This window comes from Burkholderia sp. USMB20 (assembly GCF_000949135.2).
GTDB lineage: Bacteria > Pseudomonadota > Gammaproteobacteria > Burkholderiales > Burkholderiaceae > Burkholderia.
Genome location: NZ_JTAN02000021.1, coordinates 141,774 through 156,955, shown reverse-complemented (window position 1 = coordinate 156,955; position 15,182 = coordinate 141,774). Strand labels below are relative to the sequence as shown.

Annotated in this window: 14 protein-coding genes; 11 read left to right on the top strand and 3 right to left on the bottom strand. The window is 68.9% G+C overall.

Annotation, left to right across the window (positions count from 1 at the left end; translation table 11 throughout):
- Window positions 1–38: 38 nt before the first annotated feature.
- The 5 genes from PL79_RS31070 to PL79_RS31050 all read left to right on the top strand — a co-directional run bounded on the left by PL79_RS31070 (window position 39) and on the right by PL79_RS31050 (window position 4,115).
- Entirely contained in the window at window positions 39–1,118 is a 1,080-nt protein-coding gene (locus PL79_RS31070; RefSeq protein WP_044843267.1) for a serine hydrolase, read from the top strand.
- Window positions 1,119–1,164: 46 nt separating this feature from the next.
- On the top strand, window positions 1,165–1,401 hold the full coding sequence (locus PL79_RS31065) for a DUF7661 family protein (RefSeq protein WP_044843266.1): 237 nt from the start codon (window positions 1,165–1,167) through the stop codon (window positions 1,399–1,401).
- A gap of 184 nt (window positions 1,402–1,585) precedes the next feature.
- Window positions 1,586–2,041 carry a MarR family winged helix-turn-helix transcriptional regulator gene (locus PL79_RS31060; protein WP_044843265.1) on the top strand — a complete coding sequence of 152 codons (456 nt, stop codon included), beginning with the start codon at window positions 1,586–1,588 and terminating at the stop codon, window positions 2,039–2,041.
- Window positions 2,042–2,100: 59 nt separating this feature from the next.
- Window positions 2,101–2,664, top strand: coding sequence for a cysteine hydrolase (locus tag PL79_RS31055; RefSeq protein ID WP_044843264.1), 564 nt, complete (start codon window positions 2,101–2,103; stop codon window positions 2,662–2,664).
- Complete coding sequence (locus tag PL79_RS31050; protein ID WP_044843263.1) at window positions 2,661–4,115, top strand: DHA2 family efflux MFS transporter permease subunit; 1,455 nt, start codon at window positions 2,661–2,663, stop codon at window positions 4,113–4,115. The genes PL79_RS31055 and PL79_RS31050 overlap by 4 nt, the downstream gene beginning before the upstream one ends.
- Window positions 4,116–4,149: 34 nt before the next feature.
- Here PL79_RS31050 and PL79_RS31045 read toward each other — a convergent pair whose 3' ends face one another.
- Entirely contained in the window at window positions 4,150–4,746 is a 597-nt protein-coding gene (locus tag PL79_RS31045) for a LysE family translocator (RefSeq protein ID WP_044843262.1), read from the bottom strand.
- 95 nt (window positions 4,747–4,841) lie between these two features.
- On the opposite strand from PL79_RS31045, the gene PL79_RS31040 reads away from it, so the two are divergent.
- Window positions 4,842–5,717 (top strand): LysR substrate-binding domain-containing protein, encoded by an 876-nt coding sequence (locus tag PL79_RS31040; RefSeq protein WP_044843261.1) that lies wholly within the window; start codon window positions 4,842–4,844, stop codon window positions 5,715–5,717.
- Window positions 5,718–5,897: 180 nt separating this feature from the next.
- Here the strand turns inward: PL79_RS31040 and PL79_RS31030 are convergent, their stop codons facing one another.
- Window positions 5,898–7,616 (bottom strand): SulP family inorganic anion transporter, encoded by a 1,719-nt coding sequence (locus PL79_RS31030; protein ID WP_044843260.1) that lies wholly within the window; start codon window positions 7,614–7,616, stop codon window positions 5,898–5,900.
- A 312-nt stretch (window positions 7,617–7,928) separates the two neighbouring features.
- Between PL79_RS31030 and PL79_RS31025 the strand changes: the two genes are divergently transcribed.
- The gene (locus PL79_RS31025) at window positions 7,929–9,170 is read left to right on the top strand and encodes a mechanosensitive ion channel family protein (RefSeq protein ID WP_044843259.1); all 1,242 of its coding nucleotides are present in this window, start codon (window positions 7,929–7,931) and stop codon (window positions 9,168–9,170) included.
- 55 nt (window positions 9,171–9,225) lie between these two features.
- Here the strand turns inward: PL79_RS31025 and PL79_RS31020 are convergent, their stop codons facing one another.
- Window positions 9,226–10,647, bottom strand: coding sequence for an aminotransferase-like domain-containing protein (locus PL79_RS31020; protein WP_044843258.1), 1,422 nt, complete (start codon window positions 10,645–10,647; stop codon window positions 9,226–9,228).
- Window positions 10,648–10,800: 153 nt separating this feature from the next.
- Here PL79_RS31020 and PL79_RS31010 point away from each other — a divergent pair, with 153 nt between their 5' ends.
- From PL79_RS31010 to PL79_RS30995, 4 genes are all read left to right on the top strand, one after another.
- On the top strand, window positions 10,801–13,125 hold the full coding sequence (locus tag PL79_RS31010) for an FdhF/YdeP family oxidoreductase (protein WP_044843257.1): 2,325 nt from the start codon (window positions 10,801–10,803) through the stop codon (window positions 13,123–13,125).
- 12 nt (window positions 13,126–13,137) lie between these two features.
- Window positions 13,138–14,058, top strand: coding sequence for a bestrophin family protein (locus PL79_RS31005; RefSeq protein WP_044843256.1), 921 nt, complete (start codon window positions 13,138–13,140; stop codon window positions 14,056–14,058).
- Between the two features lie 135 nt (window positions 14,059–14,193).
- Window positions 14,194–14,523, top strand: a complete 330-nt coding sequence (locus tag PL79_RS31000; protein ID WP_044843255.1) for a hypothetical protein — start codon at window positions 14,194–14,196, stop codon at window positions 14,521–14,523.
- A 247-nt stretch (window positions 14,524–14,770) separates the two neighbouring features.
- Complete coding sequence (locus PL79_RS30995) at window positions 14,771–15,103, top strand: sugar ABC transporter ATPase (protein WP_044843254.1); 333 nt, start codon at window positions 14,771–14,773, stop codon at window positions 15,101–15,103.
- The last annotated feature ends 79 nt before the right edge of the window (window positions 15,104–15,182 follow it).

Below are 15,182 nucleotides of genomic sequence, written 5' to 3'. Positions count from 1 at the left end.
TCGCGCCGCCGCAACGCGCGTGAAAAGGAGACTCTCGCTTGACCGGCCTCATCGCGCGCCTGCCTCGCGCCCGGACCACCCTGCTCATCGCCCTTTCGTTCCTGACACTTGCGTTCGCAACGAACGCGACGGCGCAGCGTGCGCAGCCGCATCGCACGGCGACGCCCCATGCGCATGCGAAAGTCGTCAAGAAACAACCCGCCCACCGCAAGCACAAGGCCGTCAAGCACCGCCGCCCGCGCGTGACGCATCATGCAGTCAAGCGTCACACGGCGCCCGCACCGCAGCACCGGCGCGCGAAACGCACGAACGCGGTTCGCCCGCGCCCCGCCGCGCAGCCGCGCCTGCTCGCGAGCTGCGGCTACAGCCCGCGCGCGGTGCACTCGCTGCATTCGCGCGCGGCCTACGTGCTCGACGTCGACTCCGGCACGCCGCTGCTCGCCCGCAACGCACGCACGGTGCGACCGATCGCGTCGATCTCGAAGCTGATGACCGCCGTCGTCGCACGCGACGCGGACCGGCCGCTGAACGGCGTGCTGCGCGTCACTTCTCGCGATCGCGACACGATCAAGTTCACCGGTTCGCGGCTGCCGATCGGCGCCGAACTGTCGCGCCGCCAGATGTTCCATATCGCGCTGATGTCGTCGGAAAATCGCGCGGCCGCCGCGCTGAGCCGCGACTATCCGGGCGGCCGTGCCGCGTTCGTGAAGGCGATGAACCGCGAGGCGCGCCGGCTCGGGATGCGCGATACGCATTTCCGCGAACCGACCGGCCTGTCGCCGCACAACGTGTCGACCGCCGAGGATCTCGCGCGGCTCGTCGGCGCGGCCGCGCAGGATCCGCTGATCCGCTATTTCTCGACGGACACGTCGACCACCGTGCAGGCCGGCGACGGCGAGCTGCTGTACGTGAACTCCGATCCGCTCGTGCGTGACGGCCGCCTGCCGATCCGGCTGCAGAAAACCGGCTTCATCAACGAATCGGGGCACGGCGTCGTGATGCGCATGCGCGTGAAGGGCCGCCGCGAAACGGTCGTGCTGCTCGGCGCACCGACGCGCGCCGGCGTGTCGAGCGATGCGCTGAAGATCCATCGCTGGCTGACCTGCTCGATCCAGTAAACGCGACGCGCGCGGCCGGCACATTCATCCACGAAGGAGCGATGCCATGCAGGACGAATACCGTTTCAACGCGTTCGGACGCCTGCTCGCCGTCGTGCGGACGAACGGCCGCTGGGCGGTGTTTGATCTCGGCACCGAAGGCAAGCGGCGACCGGCCAACCTGCACGTTCCGTCCGCGCTCGCCGCGGACGAACTCGCGCAGTATCTCGGCGACCTGCTGCACGAAAATGCGTCGCCGAAGTACAACGACGTCGTGCCGGTTCCGTTGCCGCGCCGCGCATAGCGTCCGGCCGCACACTGCCCACAGTCCGACAATCGGCGGTTGCCGAGCCGCCGCCCGCTGTTCCTCTCCCGGCCTCGCCGACGCATCGTGCGTCGGTGCGCGGTGCGTCGTACGTCATGCGCCGTGCATCGCGAACGCCCGTCAAACTAGACAGCTAAACTTGCAAGTTTAACTGTCGTGTTCTATGATCCGCCGCATGACTCCGCCACGCACACCCCGCATTTCCGCCGACGCCGTCGCCGCCGACTTGACCCTCGCGGTCGGCCAGCTGATTCGACGGCTGCGCGCCGAGATCGAGTCCGAAGGGCTCGGCATGTCGCAGACGAGTGCGCTCGCGCGGCTCGAACGACAGGGCCCCATGACGACCGCCGATCTCGCGCGCGCCGAGGCGATGAAGCCGCAGTCGATGAAGGCGATTCTCGCGAGTCTCGAGGAAGACGGGCTCGTCGAACGCGAGCCGCATCCGACCGACGGCCGCCAGATCCTGTTCCTGCTGACCGCGGCCGGCCTGGCGGCACGGCGCAAGCGCGACACCGCGAAGCACAAGTGGCTCGGCGCCGCGATCGAGAAGCTCGATGCCGAAGACCTCCGCACACTCGCCGCCGCGATTCCGCTGATCCGGCGCATCGGCGAGCAGTGACCCCGCGCGCGTGCCGCGCGACACGTGTCCCTTCTCCCTATGCATGGAGCATCCGCATCATGAGCACAACCCGTCTCGACACGCATACGGCACTCGTCGTCATCGACCTGCAAAAGGGCATCGTCGCGCTGCCCACCGCCCACCCGGTCGCACCGGTGATCGAGCGCACGCGCGAACTGCTCGACGCCTTCCGCAGCCGCGGCCTGCCGGTCGTGCTCGTCAACGTCGCCGGCGGCGCGCCGGGCCGCACGCAACTGCCGCCGCGCAAGGATCCGTTCCCGGCCGACTGGGCCGAGCTCCTGCCCGAACTGAACTGCCAGCCTGGCGACCACGTCGTGACGAAGAAAACCTGGGGCGCATTCACGGGCACCGATCTCGACGCGCACCTGAAGGCGGCCGGCGTCACGCAGATCGTGCTGGCCGGCATCGCGACCAGCATCGGCGTCGAATCGACGGCCCGCCAGGCGCACGAACTCGGCTACAACGTGACGCTCGCGGTCGACGCGATGACCGACCTCAACGCGGACGCGCACACGAACAGCGTCGAACGGCTGTTCCCGCGGCTCGGCGAGACGGGCTCGACGCACGAGATCGTCGCGCTGCTCGACCGCCGCGGCGCGTGAACGACCAACGCGCGCGGCCGGCGCCGGGCCGTGCGGCCGGACGGCTCGGTCCGTCGATCTGGAAAGTCAGCGCGGTCGCGACGCTCGGCTCGCTGCTGTCGCAACTCGACGCGACGATCGTCAACGTCTCGCTGTCGAGCCTCGCGACCGACCTGCACGCGAGCCTGTCGACGATCCAGTGGGTGACGAGCGGCTACCTGCTCGCGCTCACGCTGGTGTTGCCGCTGAACGGCTGGCTGGTCGATCGCATCGGCGCGAAGGCGCTGTACCTGTGGTGTTTCTCAGCGTTCACTCTGACGTCGGCGCTGTGCGGGCTCGCGTGGTCCGCGCCGTCGCTGATCGCGTTCCGCGTGCTGCAAGGCGTCAGCGGCGGGCTGCTCGCGCCGATGGCGCAGATGATGATCGCGCGCGTGGCCGGCCAGCAGATGGCGCGCGTGATCGGCTATGCGGCGGTACCCGTGCTGATCGCACCGATCCTGGGGCCGGTCGTCGCCGGTACGATCCTGCAGTACGCGTCGTGGCGCTGGCTGTTTCTCGTGAACCTGCCGGTCGGCGCGCTGGCGCTGGCACTGGCCGTGTGGTTCCTGCCCGGCGACCGCGAGGAAACGCAGCAGCGCGAACTCGACTGGGGCGGCCTCGCGCTGCTGTCGCCGGCGCTCGTGCTGTTCCTGTATGGCGCGGAGCGCATCGACGCGGTGCCCGGCATCGCCGCGATCGCGGGCTCGGTGCTGCTGCTCGCCGCGTTCCTGCGCGTCCAGCTGCGCAAAGGCGAGCGGGCGCTGATCGACCTCGCGCTGTTTCGCTCGCGCGTGTTCGGCGCGGCGGCGGCCACGCAGTTTCTGTCGAACGGCGCGATCTACGCGGGCCAGATGCTGATTCCGGTGTTCCTGATCGAGGCGTGCGGCCGCTCGCCCGGCGAGATGGGCTGGCTGCTGGCGCCGCTCGGGCTCGGCATGCTCGTCACCTATCCGTCGATGGGCGCGCTGACCAGCCGGTTCGGCGTGCGCCGGCTGGCCGCCGCCGGCGCGCTGCTCGCGCTCGCCGCGACGCTGCCGTTCGTGTATCTCGCGCTGGCCGGCTACGATCCCGCCGTGCTGGTGCCCGCGCTGTTTCTGCGCGGGATGGGCCAGAGCGCGATCGGCGCACCGTCGATTTCCGCCGCGTATGCGTCGGTCGAGCGGCACAACCTGCCGATGGCGACGACGTCGCTCAATATCGTCCAGCGCCTCGGCGGCCCGACCTTCACGACGATGTGCACGCTATTTCTCGCGTGGCGGCTGCAGGCCGAATCCGCGTCGACGGGCGGCACGCACGGGGTCGCCTACGCGTGGACGTTCGGCCTGCTTTGCGCACTGCATGCGGCGAGCTTCGCGACGACGCTGCGGCTGCCGCGATGGTCGAGCGGCGCGGGCGGACGGCCCGTCAGGGCCGCGCGGGACGGTTCTCGCTGAGTGTCGCGGCTGCGCCGTGCGCGCAGCGCCACTGCTACAGCCACATCGGCACGATCGACGCCGCGAGCAGGATCCCCAAGCCCGCATTCACGCAACGCCACTGCTGCTCCGTGCGCAGCACGCGCGCGAACAGCAGCCCGGCACAACACCAGAGCGACAGCGACGCCATCGCCGCCACGCCGAACGCCAGCCCGAGCAACGCGCCGAGCCGCACGGGGCCGGACGCGAGCGCGGCGAACGACGCGGCCGCGCCGAGCGTCATCGCCCAGCCCTTCGGGTTGTGCCACAGCATCCATACGCCGCTGACGAATCCTTGCGGCCGCTGCACGGCCGCGTCGACACCGGGCTTGCCGCCGCGCGCGATGCGCGTGGCCAGCCACAGCAGATACAGCGAGCCGAGCACCTTCATCCCGAGCTGCAGCGCGGGCAGGGCCAGCAACACGCTGCCGAGCCCGGCCGCGGCGGCGGCGGCCATCGATGCCAGGCCGGCCGCGATGCCCATCATCATCGGCAGCGAACGCCGATAGCCGAAATGCGCGCCCGATGCGGTTGCGAGGGTCGTCGCGCCACCCGGTGTCACCGTGGACACGATCACGAACAACAGCAGCGGCAAATAGTCTTGAAGCGGCACACGGGCTCCCGGTTCGGGTCGTCGAAGCTCCGTTTTACCCGCGCTCCGTGCATTACGACAGCGAAAGATTTTTATGCCAGTCATTAGCATTCATAATGCGAACCATGACACGCAACCTCGACATCGCCCTGCTTCGCGCCTTCGTCACGGTCGCCGATCACGGCAGCATGACGGCGGCGAGCCGCGCGCTGCACCTGACGCAAGGCGCGGTCAGCCAGCAGGTCGCGCGGCTCGAAACGCTGTCCGGCCCGCTGTTCGTGCGCGAGCATCGCAACCTGCTGCTCACGGCGGACGGCGAGCGTCTGCTCGCGCAGGCGCGCCGGCTGCTCGCCGCGCACGACGCGCTGCTGACCGAGCTGACGGCCGGTGCGATGGAAGGCGCCGTGCGCATCGGCGCGCCGCAGGATCTCGTCGGCAGCTGTCTCGCGCCGATCCTGAAAGGCTATGCGCACGCGCATCCGCAAGTCGCGCTGTCGCTCGTGTGCGCGGCGTCGCCCGCACTGCGCAAGGCGCTCAGGCAAGGCGAGATCGATGTCGCGCTGATCGAGGCGCCGGTCGGGCCGTCGCGCGGCGAATGCATCGCCGTCGACCGTCTGGTCTGGGTCGGCGCGAAAGGCGGTAGCGCCCATCTGCAGACGCCGCTGCCCGTGTCGATGGTCGACCAGACCTGCGCGTTCCGCCCGACCGTGCTCGACGCGCTACGGGCCTGCGATCGCGCGTGGCGCACCGTGTTCGAGAACGGCAGCATCGACGCGACGGCCGCGACCGTGCGCTCCGATCTCGCGGTGACCGTCTGGCTAGCGTCCACCGTGCCGGCCGATCTCGACATCCTGCCGGCCGACAGCGGCCTGCCCGCCCTGCCGAACTTCGCGATCAACCTGCATCTGCCGCGCGGCCAGCACGCGCCGGCCGCGGCGGAACTGGCCCGCCATTTGCGCAACGGCTTCGCGCGCGTGCGCGCAGCCGCTTAGCGGTGAAGCTTCCCGCGCTCCACTTCCCGCGTTCCGCCTCCCGCCTCCCGCGTTCCCCCTGCTTTCCGCTTTCCGCTTTCCGCTTTCCGCTTTCCGCTTTCCGCTTTCCGCCTCTCGCCTCTCGCCTCTCGCCTCTCGCCTCTCGCCTCTCGCCTCTCGCCTTCCGCCTTCCAATTTCCGCTACGTGACCCCCGGCTCCTGCTGCGCCGGCGTCACGCCCGCCGCTTCCAGCGCCTGGTGCAGTGTCGGGAAAATGCACGACGCGCCGACGATCTCCGTGATCCGGTGGCGCTCCATATCGGCGTGCAGGTAGCGGTTCACGCGCCCGAACAGCACACCGATCCGGCGCGCGTGCAGCGCCTTGACGAGATCGGTGATCGTCCGCGCGGCCGAGTAATCGAGATCGGTGATCGCGCCCGCGTCGACGATGAACCAGCGCAGCGGTACCGGCGACGCGTCGACGAGTTCGGTCACTTCGGCGGCGAACCGATGGTCGTTCGCGAAGAACAGGTCGGAGCCGAACCGGTAGACGATCAGCCCCGGCGCCGTCATCGCGCCCGGCCGGGCCGGCACCGGCAGCCACCGCCCGTTGCCGTCGGCGGCTTCGAGCACCATCGTGTGCGGCTGATAGCTGTGGCGCACGTGCCGCATCAGCGACAGCGCGACGGCCAGCAGGATCCCGTGCTCGACGCCGACCGTCACGACGGCCGCGGCGGTGACGAGCGCGAGCGTGAATTCGCCGGGGCTTTCCCTGCGGATCGCCGCGAGGCTGCGCACGTTGATCAGCCCGAGCGCGATCGTGAACACGATGCCGGCCAGCACCGCATGCGGCAGGTACTGCAGATACGCACTCAGGAACAGCAGCACCGCCGCGACGACCGCGGCGAACGCCAGATGCCCGATCTGGCTGCGCACGCCCGCGCCGTCGGCCATCGCGGTCTGCGTCGGGCTGCCGTTGACGACGAACGCGCCGCCCACCGCCGCCGCCGCGTTCGCGGCCGCGAGCCCGAGGATGTCGGCGTTGGTGTCGACGTCCTCGCCGTACTGCTGCGCGAACACGCGGGCCGCCGCCGCGCTCTGCGCGATGATCATCACGAAGCACGACGCGGCGACCGGCACGAGATCGAGGAACTGCTGCCACGTGACGGACGGCCAGCGCAGCGGCGGCAAGCCGCCCGCGACGGGCCCGAGCACGGCGATGCCTTGCGCGGCGAAGCCGAAGCAGTCGCTCGCGGCGATGCTGCCCGCCACCGCGATCATCGGCATCGGCACGCGCGGCAGAAAGCGCTTGCACGCGAGAATCGCGACGACGACGAGCGCCGCGAGCGCGAGCGTCGGCCGATGCGCGTGGATCGCATGCGTGACGACGTAGTCGAGCTGGGCGACGCTGCGCGATGCCGGATACGGCACGGACAAGCCGAGCATGTCGCCGAGCATCGCGATCGACACTTGCACGCCGACGCCGGCCAGGAAGCCGACCAGCACCGTGCGCGACAGGAAATCGGCGAGAAAGCCGAGCTTGAAGATGCGCGCGAGCAGCAGCATCGCGGCGGTCAGCAGCGCGACCATGCCGGCCAGCGCGACGTACTCGGCGCTGCCCGCCGGCGCCATCGACGACAGGCGGCTCGCGAAAATGGTCGCGGTCGCGGAGTCGGCGGCGACCACCAGATGGCGCGACGCGCCGAAGCACGCGAACGCGATCAGCGGCAGGAACACGGTATAGAGGCCCGTCACGGCCGGCATGCCGGCTATGCGCGCATAGCCGAGCACCTGCGGGATATCCATCGACGCGAGCGAGATGCCCGCGAACACGTCGCGGATGGCCGACGCGCGCCGAACCGGCAGAATGCCCTTCAGCAGCCGCACGCGTGACGGCTGGCTTTCGTTGGAATCTTGCATGCGTGAAATGCGTGGTTGAGCGGAACGACGTGGAAGCGGAGTTCGCGAAGCCGTTCGCGCATCGTGCCCCGAGCGGGCGATGCGTGGCAAGTGCACAGTATGTTGCGCTACGTGAGCACACGGACTCGACGACACAAGGCCACAAGGAAACTCCGCGCGACGGTGACAATGTTGAGGAGCCCTGCGTCACGCATTCGCGACATCCGGCCGGAACCCGATGGCACAATCACGGTCCCTTTCATGTGCCCTTCACCGGGCGCGCGCCGCGTCGCGGTACAGATTCAACGCACGAGAAGGCCCCTGTCCACCCTTATGACCCTGAACGAATCCTGGTTTGCGCCGCTCGTCGGCATCCTCATCCTGCTCGCCGCCGCCGGCGCGATCGCCGCCGCCGTCCATTTCCTGCTGTTTCGCGTGGTCGCGCGCCTCGCGCGGCTGTCGGCCACCCGCATCGACGACGCGCTGTTCGAGTTCGGCGCATTCAAGTGGCTGAACCGCATCGTGCCGTTCGTCGTGATCAAGCTCGGGCTCGGCGCGGTGCCCGGCATTCCCGCCGTGGCCGCGCAGGCTGCCGACAAGGTGCTGTTCGCGCTGATCGTGTTCCTGGTGTCGATGACGATCAGCGCGACGCTGTCCGCGCTCGAACACTCGCATCGCACGAGCCGGCGCGACCAGCCGCGCCTGTCGCTGAAAGGCGCGATGCAGCTCGTCAAGCTCGTGATGTTCATCACGGCCGCGCTCGTCGTGATCGGCGACGCGACCGGCAAGCAGATCGGCCTGCTGCTGTCGGGCATCGGCGCGATGTCGGCGGTGCTGATGCTGATCTTCAAGGACACGCTGCTCGGCCTCGTCGCCGGCGTGCAGCTGTCGTCGAACGACATGCTGCGGATCGGCGACTGGATCACGATGCCGTCGGCCGGCGCGGACGGCACCGTCATCGACATCACGCTGAACACGGTCAAGGTCGCGAACTTCGATCACACGATCATCACGGTGCCGACCTGGAAGCTGATCACCGAGAGCTACCAGAACTGGCGCGGGATGACCGAGGCCGGCGGGCGCCGCATCAAGCGTGCGCTGTTCATCGACGCGACGAGCGTGCGCTTTCTCGGCAACGACGAGATCGAACGGCTCGAACGCCTGACGCTGCTGAAGGACTACCTGGCAGACAAGGTCGACGCGATCGCGCAATGGAACGGCACGCTCGGCGCGGCCGGCGAATGCCCGGCGAACCGCCGCCAGCTGACGAATCTCGGCACCTTCCGCGCGTACGTCGCGAACTACCTGAAGGGCCATCCGCACATTCGCCGCGACATGACGTGCATGGCGCGCCAGCTGCCGCTGACGGCCGAAGGCATTCCGCTCGAACTGTACTGCTTCACCGACACGACGACCTGGGTCGATTACGAGGCGATCCAGTCCGACCTGTTCGATCACCTGATCGCGGTGCTGCCGGAGTTCGGGCTGCGTGTGTACCAGCATCCGTCGGGCTTCGACATGCGCCGGATGGTCGACACGGCGCAAGCCGGACTGCCCGCGCCGTCCGCGCGGTGACGCTTGCCTGCGCGGCCGCCGACGAGTCGCCGCCGGCAACGCGGTATCGCGCCGCTCACCGCCCCGCGCACTCGGATGCGAGCCGCCCCACCACCTTCAGCGCCTCCTCGATCTGCCGCGACCACGGATAGCTGTAGTTGAGCCGGATGAAGTGCCGATAATCGGCGGTTGCCGAGAACATGTGGCCGGGCCCGATCGTGATCCCTTGCGCGAGCGCGAGCGCATACAGCTTCATCGCATCGACCTGCCGCGGCAGCTCGACCCACAGCACGTACCCGCCCTGCGGCTGCGACAACCGCGTGCCTGCCGGGAAGAAGCGCCGCACCATCGCGCTCATCAGGCTCGCCTGCTGCGCATACTGCTTGCGCATCCGCCGCAGGTGAAAATCGTAGCCGTCGTGCTTCAGGTATTCGGCGATCGCGAGCTGCTCGATCGCGGGCGTCGCGAGCGTGTTCAGGAATTTCAGCTTCTCGACCTGGTCGCGGTAGCGGCCGGGCATCGCCCAGCCGATCCGGTAGCGCGGCGACAGGCTCTTCGTGAACGATGCGCAATGCAGCACGAGCCCGTCGCGGTCGTACGACTTCAGCGCGCTCGGCGTCGTGTCGCCGAAATGCAGCTCGTGATAGACGTCGCTCTCGATCGCGGGCACGCCGTGCTTCGCGAGCAGCTCGACGAGCGCGCGCTTGCGTGCATCGGGCATCTGGAAGCCGAGCGGATTCTGGAAATTCGGCATCACCATGCACGCGGCGATGCGCTCGCGCGCGAGGATCCGTTCGAGCGCGTCGAGATCGATGCCGTCGCCCGGATGGGTCGCCACCTCCAGCGCGCGCATGCCCATCCGCTCGATCGCGTGCAGCATCGCGTAGAACGTCGGCGACTCCACCGCGATCGTGTCGCCCGGTTTCGCGACCGCCTGCAGGCACAGGTTGATCGCCTCGGTCGCGCCGATCGTCATCACGATCTCGCCCGGTTCGACCGGAATTCCGCGCTCCGCGTAGCGCCGCGCGATCTGGCGGATCAGCTCCGGGTTGCCGGGCGGCAGGTCGTCGATCACGCCCCAGCGCGTGCGGCGCCGCCCGATCGCCTGCGCGTAGCGCGCGAGACGCTGCACCGGGAACTGCGACGCGTCGGGATACGGCGAGCCGAGCGGCACCGCGTCGTCGCGCGAGATCGTGCGCAGCGTCGACAGCACGAGCCGGCTCACGTCCACCGCCGACGGCTCGGCCGCCGGCGCCGACATGTGCAGCTCTGCCTCGGCCGGCGCCGTGGCGCGCGCCCGCACGAAGTAGCCCGACTGCGGCCGGCTCTCGATCAGGCCGCGGCTCTCCAGCACGAGGTACGCGCGCAGCACGGTCGTGACGCTGAGCTGCTGCTGCCGGCTCGCCTGGCGCACCGACGGAATCCGCTCGCCGGGCCGGTACACGCCGCGCTCGATCTGCGCCTGCAGATCGTCGGCCAGTTGTTCATAACGCTTCACGCGCCTCCCTTTCAACTTCCCTTCAACAACACAGTTGCGGTCCGCACTGCCCGGATGGCCGAAACTGTACTCTTTTTTGAAGATGAAAGGTGTACACACAGCGGCCGGAGCGCCGCGCGTACTCTGCGTGCATCGCCCCTGACACCCTGCATCATGAAAAAGAAATCCGCCGCCGCGCGCATCGAACCGTACACCCACCCGGCTGCCGGCTGGGGCGCGCTGAAAGCCGTCACGATCAACCTGATCAAGGAAAAGGTCACCGGCGGCAACTACCGCACGCTGCTGCGCCAGAACCAGCCCGACGGCTTCGACTGCCCGGGTTGCGCGTGGCCGGACCGCCAGCACGCATCGACGTTCGAATTCTGCGAAAACGGCGTGAAGGCCGTGGCCGCCGAAGCGACGAGCAAGCGCGTGACGCCCGAATTCTTCGCCGCGCATACGGTCGCCGAGCTGCTCGAACAGTCGGATTTCGAACTCGAACAACACGGCCGCCTGACCGACCCGATGGTGTACGACGCGCAGACCGACCGCTACGTGCCGATCGCGTGGGACGACGCGTTCGAGCTGATCGCGCGCCACCTGCGCGCGCTGCCGGACCCGAACCAGGCCGCGTTCTACACGTCCGGCCGCGCGAGCAACGAGGCGGCGTTCCTGTACCAGTTGCTGGTGCGGCTGTACGGCACGAACAACTTCCCCGACTGCTCGAACATGTGCCACGAGGCGACGAGCCGCGGGCTGCCGGCGTCGGTCGGCGTCGGCAAGGGCACCGTCACGCTCGACGATTTCGAACATGCGGACATGCTGCTGATCTTCGGCCAGAACCCGGCGACCAACCATCCGCGGATGATGGGCGAGCTGCGCGAATGCGCGAAGCGCGGCGCGACGATCGTGTCGATCAACCCGCTGAAGGAACGCGGGCTCGAGCGTTTCGCCGATCCGCAAAGCCCGCTCGAGATGCTGACGATGTCGGGCACGAAGATCGCGTCGACCTTCATCCAGCCGACGATCGGCGGCGATTTCGCGCTGATCAAGGGGATGGCGAAGCGCGTGCTGGAGCTCGACGATGCCGCGCGCGCCGCCGGCGCGCCGCGCGTGCTCGACACCGCGTTCATCGACGAGCACACGGCCGGCTTCGACGCGTTCGCCGACGATCTGCGCAATGAAAGCTGGTCCGCGCTGACGGCCGAAAGCGGCGTGCCGTACGAGCAGATCGATAGCCTTGCGCAGCGCTATGCGCGCAGCGAGCGCGTGATCGCGACGTGGGGCATGGGCATCACGCAGCACAAGCATTCGGTCGCGACCGTGCAGATGCTGACGAACCTGATGCTGATGCGCGGCAACATCGGCCGCCCCGGCGCGGGCCTGTGCCCGGTGCGCGGCCACTCGAACGTGCAGGGCAACCGCACGGTCGGGATCGAGGAAAAGCCGTCGCAGGCGTTCCTCGACCGGCTCGGCCACGTGTTCGACTTCGAACCGCCGCGTCACCACGGCTACGACGTCGTCGAAACCATCGAAGGGATGCTCGAAGGCCACGTGAAGGTGCTGATCGGCCTCGGCGGCAACTTCGCGATGGCGACGCCCGACACGCCGCGCACGTGGGCAGGCATGCGCCGCTGCGATCTCTCCGTGCACATCACGACGAAGCTGAACCGCAGCCACCTGATCCACGGCCGCGACGCGCTGATCCTGCCGACGCTCGGCCGCACCGAGATCGACCTGCAGGACAACGTCGCGCAGGGCGTGACGGTCGAGGATTCGATGAGCATGGTCCACGTGTCGTACGGGATGAACAAGCCGGCGTCCGCGAACCTGATGTCGGAACCGGCGATCGTCGCGCACATCGGCCATGCTCTGTTCGGCAGCGGCAAGATCGACTGGCTCGCGTACAAGGACGACTACGCGAAGATCCGCGACGCGATCGAGGCGACGCTCGACGGCTTCTACGACTACAACACGCGTATCGCGCGGCCGGGCGGCTTCCACCTGCGCGTCGCGTCGCGCGATCGCGAATGGCTGACGCCGACGGGCAAGGCGAACTTCATCGCGCATGCGCTGCCGACCGACACGCCGATCCAGCGCGCCCGCGCACTGCACGGCGAGCGCCTGATGACGCTGATGACGACGCGCTCGCACGACCAGTACAACACGACCGTCTACGGGCTCGACGACCGCTATCGCGGCGTGTACGGCCAGCGCCGCGTGGTGTTCGTCAACCGCGACGACCTCGCGATGCTCGGCCTGAAGGCCGGCGACCGGGTCGACATGGAAACCGTGTGGCACGACGGCATCGAGCGGCGCGCGGACGGCTTCCTGCTCGTCGAATACGACATCCCGCGCGGCTGCATCGGCGCGTACTACCCGGAAACGAACCCGCTGGTGCCGCTCGACAGCGTCGGCGACGTGTGCAACACGCCGACGTCGAAGTCGGTGCCGGTGCTGCTGCATCGCGCGGCCGCGCCGGCGTCGGCTGCCGCCTGACGGAGCGCCGCGATGATCGTCCGGCCGCGCGAGCACTGGCTGCGGATGCTGCTCGTCTGGAACGGGTCGGTGCTGCCGACCATCCTGCCGCAGCTCGTGCTGACGCTCGCGATCAGCCTCGTCGCGGTGTGGGGCGGCGGCCGCGTGCTCGGCGAGAAGGTGCCGCTGAACCCGACGCCGTTCACGCTGATCGGTCTCACGCTCGCGATCTTCGCGGGGTTTCGCAACAACGCGAGCTACGAACGCTATCGCGAGGGCCGGCAGCTGTGGGGTGGCGTGCTGACCGCCACGCGCACGCTGGTGTCGCAATCGCTCTGCTACGGCGCGGTCGACGGCGACGATGCCTCACGGCAGGCGTTCGTGCGCAAGGTCGTCGCGTTCGTCTATGCGCTGAAGCATCAGCTGCGCGGCACCGCTCCGGCGCCGGACCTGCGCACGCTGCTCGACGACGCGACCTATGCGCGCATCGTCGCCGCCCGGTTTGCGCCGATCGCGATCGTTCATGAACTGCGCGAAGCCTTCGCCGCGCGCGCCGATGCGGGCCGTCTCGCCGATACGCGGCTGTGGATGCTCGACGCGCGCCTCGACGATCTGGTGTCGATGGTGAGCGGCTGCGAGCGCATCGCGTCGACCCCGATCCCGTTCTCGTACGACGTGCTGCTGCACCGGACCATCTATGCGTACTGCGTGCTGCTGCCGTTCGGTCTCGTCGATTCGATCGGCGCGGCGACGCCGTTCGTCACCGTGTTCGTCGCCTATACGCTGATCGCGCTCGACGCGATCGCGCATGCGATCGCGGAGCCGTTCGGCGACGGGCCGAACCACCTCGCGCTCGATGCGATGACGCGCACGATCGAGCGCACGCTGCTCGAACTGAACCGCGAGCCGCTGCCGGCGGAGGTGACGCCCGGCCCGGCGTATCGGCTCACCTGACGAGCCGATACGGCCGACGCGCTGTAATAAACACTTGCAAGCGATACAGCCGGAAACGTCAACAGCCGGGGCCCGCACAGCGTTTTTTCGACAAGCGCGCACGTTTCGTGACGCGCAACGACAGGAGAAAACGTCATGCGAGCCCTTACCCGCCATCTCGCGATCGCCGCCACCCTGATGTCGGTGCTGACCGGCACCGCGTTCGCCGAAACGCCGTGGCAGCAGGCGCATCCGCGCCGCGAGGAGGTCAACCAGCGTCTCGCGAACCAGAATCGCCGGATCCGTCACGAAGTGAAGGAAGGCGAGATGTCGCACGCCCGGGCCGCGCGCCTGCACCGTGACGACCGCAGGATCCGCCGGGAAGAGCGGGACATGGCCGCGCAGGATCGCGGCCACATTACGCAGAGCGAAAAGCACGTGCTGAACCAGCAGGAAAATGCGGTCAGCCACAAGATCGGCCAATAACGCCGGCAAACGTCGATTCGCCATCGCTTGAAACGCCCGCTGCCGCCGCGCGACAGCGGGCGCTTGTTGTTGTATCGAATCGTTTCAGCCGGCCGTTCGTGTCAAGTGCCGCGGGTATACTCCGACGTCAGCCGCCGCCCGTATCGACCGTCAAAAACGGCACGATTGCGGCGGTTTCGTCGCGAAGCTTCGCGTTTCGCGTACCCCGCGCCCCAGCCTCGACACGAGACACACGACGATTCCGATCATGAAACGATTCCTGCTGCTCCTTCCCGCCGCCCTGCTCGCCGCCTGCGGTTCCGCGCCCTCGTCCGACTCGGCCGCGTCCGGCCCGGCGCCGATGATCTACGTGTCGTCGGCGCGTCCGGCCCACGCGATCGCCAACTGCCTCGACAGCCGCCTGTCCGGCACCGAGCAATCGCAGCACAACGGCGTGACCGACATCACCGTCGGCTCGCGCTCGTACTTCGTCACGCTCACGCCGTCGGGCAACGTTTCGGTCGTCAAGGTCGTGCGCGGCTCGGGCAGCGAGCCGGCCGAGGAAGCGATGCGCTTCGCGATCGCGCGCTGCGTGATCTGACCGCCGCCGCTGCCGGGCACCGCGCCCGGCACGCAAGCCGCTTCCCCCGGGCGCCGTCAGGCGCGCCCGTCGAATTTTT

Bases quoted from the DNA above. Each gene is read 5' to 3' on its own strand.
- PL79_RS31030 (WP_044843260.1), bottom strand. From the start codon at position 7,616: ATGCAAGATTCCAACGAAAGCCAGCCGTCACGCGTGCGGCTGCTGAAG.
- PL79_RS31065 (WP_044843266.1), top strand. From the start codon at position 1,165: ATGCAGGACGAATACCGTTTCAACGCGTTCGGACGCCTGCTCGCCGTC.
- PL79_RS31060 (WP_044843265.1), top strand. From the start codon at position 1,586: ATGATCCGCCGCATGACTCCGCCACGCACACCCCGCATTTCCGCCGAC.
- PL79_RS31000 (WP_044843255.1), top strand. From the start codon at position 14,194: ATGCGAGCCCTTACCCGCCATCTCGCGATCGCCGCCACCCTGATGTCG.
- PL79_RS31040 (WP_044843261.1), top strand. From the start codon at position 4,842: ATGCGAACCATGACACGCAACCTCGACATCGCCCTGCTTCGCGCCTTC.
- PL79_RS31055 (WP_044843264.1), top strand. From the start codon at position 2,101: ATGAGCACAACCCGTCTCGACACGCATACGGCACTCGTCGTCATCGAC.
- PL79_RS31010 (WP_044843257.1), top strand. From the start codon at position 10,801: ATGAAAAAGAAATCCGCCGCCGCGCGCATCGAACCGTACACCCACCCG.
- PL79_RS31025 (WP_044843259.1), top strand. From the start codon at position 7,929: ATGACCCTGAACGAATCCTGGTTTGCGCCGCTCGTCGGCATCCTCATC.
- PL79_RS30995 (WP_044843254.1), top strand. From the start codon at position 14,771: ATGAAACGATTCCTGCTGCTCCTTCCCGCCGCCCTGCTCGCCGCCTGC.
- PL79_RS31005 (WP_044843256.1), top strand. From the start codon at position 13,138: ATGATCGTCCGGCCGCGCGAGCACTGGCTGCGGATGCTGCTCGTCTGG.